Consider the following 1,721-nt stretch of genomic DNA (forward strand, 5'->3'; position numbering starts at 1 on the left):
CCCATCCCCCGAGCCGCCGCCCTCACGCCCGGCGCCGTCCCGCGCGGCGCCTTCACGTTCAGCGCCCTCATGCGCAGTGCGGGCCCGTGCCGCGGCGTCCCGTGCGGCGCTGTCCCGTGCGGCGGCGTCCCGTCCGGCACCCTCGCGTTCGGCGCCCTCACGCCCGACGGCGTCCCGCGCGACACTGTTCCGTGCGGCGCCCTGACGTTCAGCGCCCTCACGCGCGGTGCTGTCCCGTCCGGCGCCATCACGCCCGACGGCGTCCCGTGCGGCGCCCTCACGTGCGGTGCTGTCCCGCTCGGCGGCGTCCCGCGCGGTGTTCTCGGGTTCCGTGTCCTCGTGCGCTGGGGAGGTGTGGCCATTCCTTGTCGGGGTGCTCGTGGTGGTGGTTTGTGGGTCGTTGTCGTGTTCGTGGTGAGAGGGAGTTGGGGACGGGGGCTTGTTGTCACCTGGCTGGTCGGCGGGGTCGGAGGCGTTGGCGGGGGTCATCGGGATCGTTTGCCTGGGTTGAAGGACGAGAGGAGCTGGCCGATGTCGAGGTCGCCCTCGATGGCGCGGCCGACCAGGAAGCCGAGGGCGCCGAGGAGCAGGACGATGAAGAAGGCGCCGAAGCCTCCGAACGCGCCGGCGAAGCCGAGGGCGGTGCCGAAGGTGAGGCCCACCATGGGCCAGAGCATTCTCATGAGGTCCTCCAGTCCACGTCGCCGATCAGGACGTCCACCGGACGGTCTCCGGCCAGCGGGCGGACCAGGCGCCGGACGTCCTCGGCGGTGTCGGGGAAGGGACGGCCGCCGCGGGCGACCACGCCCACCTCGATGTCGTCGTCGCGGATGGCGACGCCGGTGAACGGGCGGCCGGCGCGGTAGGTCACGACGCGGGCGTGCGGGCCCGCGGTCAGGGACGTCACGTGCGGGCAGGCGAGGACGGCGGTGGCGATCCGCTCCGCGAGGTCGGCTGCCGGCGTGGTCACTGGGGCACCGTCCTTCTCGCAGGCACCGCTACGGCGCTTGTCATTGGACGCGGGACTCCCCGTTGGACCCGCGGTCCCCGCGGTCCCCGTCGTCCTCGCCGGGGACGTGGATGTCGTCGACGGTGATGTTCACCTCGACGACCTCCAGCCCGCACATGTGCTCGACCTCGCCGATGACGTTGGTGCGGACGGCGCCGGCCAGTTCGGGGATCGATACCCCGTAGTCGACGACGAGGTCGATGTCGACGGCGGTCTGGCGCTCGCCGACCTGCACGGACACGCCGCGGTTGCCGCCCGCGCCGCCGACTCCGGGCAGCCGGTCCTTGACGGCGCCGAGCGTGCCCGGCGTGCCCATCGCGTGGACGCCGCCCACCTGGCCCGCCGCCATACTCGCGATCTTCGCGACCACCCCGTCGGCGATCCTGGTCTTGCCTCCCGGGGTCACGAGTTCGCTGGACGCCGCCCCGGCCGTCATCGTTCCCCCACCACGCCCATCTTCCTGCGCCACGACGTCCCCCCGATGCGTCGGTATTGCGCGATTGATGCTCGCCGTCCGTCCCACCGAAACCAAACAGCAGGTCAACGCCCCTTTACCCGGCCCAACACCAGGGCGCACCGGACGGCGTCAGGGCGTGGCGGCGCTGGCGGCGCGGCGGGAGCCCAGCGCGCCACCGCGCACGAAGGCCCGGTGTCAGGGCGCGCCGGGCAGGGGCAGGGCTCGGCGGGAGCTGAGCGCGGCGCCGGGAGGGGG

3 protein-coding genes and 1 pseudogene are annotated in these 1,721 nt (G+C 73.6%); all 4 read right to left on the bottom strand.

Features of this window, described 5'->3' with window-relative positions; genetic code table 11:
- A pseudogene (locus E1298_RS50020) lies at positions 1 to 489 on the bottom strand (hypothetical protein); the annotation flags it as partial.
- The gene (locus E1298_RS46690; protein WP_243726266.1) at positions 486 to 683 is read right to left on the bottom strand and encodes a hypothetical protein; all 198 of its coding nucleotides are present in this window, start codon (positions 681 to 683) and stop codon (positions 486 to 488) included. The gene E1298_RS46690 and the pseudogene E1298_RS50020, both read right to left, overlap by 4 nt.
- Positions 680 to 970: a hypothetical protein gene (locus tag E1298_RS46695; RefSeq protein WP_131903768.1), complete on the bottom strand. Its 291-nt coding sequence runs from the start codon at positions 968 to 970 to the stop codon at positions 680 to 682. The genes E1298_RS46690 and E1298_RS46695 overlap by 4 nt, the downstream gene beginning before the upstream one ends.
- Positions 971 to 1,010: 40 nt before the next feature.
- Positions 1,011 to 1,445, bottom strand: a complete 435-nt coding sequence (locus tag E1298_RS46700) for an Asp23/Gls24 family envelope stress response protein (protein WP_131903769.1) — start codon at positions 1,443 to 1,445, stop codon at positions 1,011 to 1,013.
- Between the last annotated feature and the right edge of the window lie 276 nt (positions 1,446 to 1,721).

The organism is Actinomadura rubrisoli (assembly GCF_004349215.1).
GTDB classification, from domain to species: Bacteria; Actinomycetota; Actinomycetes; order Streptosporangiales; family Streptosporangiaceae; genus Spirillospora; species Spirillospora rubrisoli.

Bases quoted from the DNA above. Each gene is read 5' to 3' on its own strand.
- E1298_RS46690 (WP_243726266.1), bottom strand. From the start codon at position 683: ATGAGAATGCTCTGGCCCATGGTGGGCCTCACCTTCGGCACCGCCCTC.
- E1298_RS46700 (WP_131903769.1), bottom strand. From the start codon at position 1,445: ATGACGGCCGGGGCGGCGTCCAGCGAACTCGTGACCCCGGGAGGCAAG.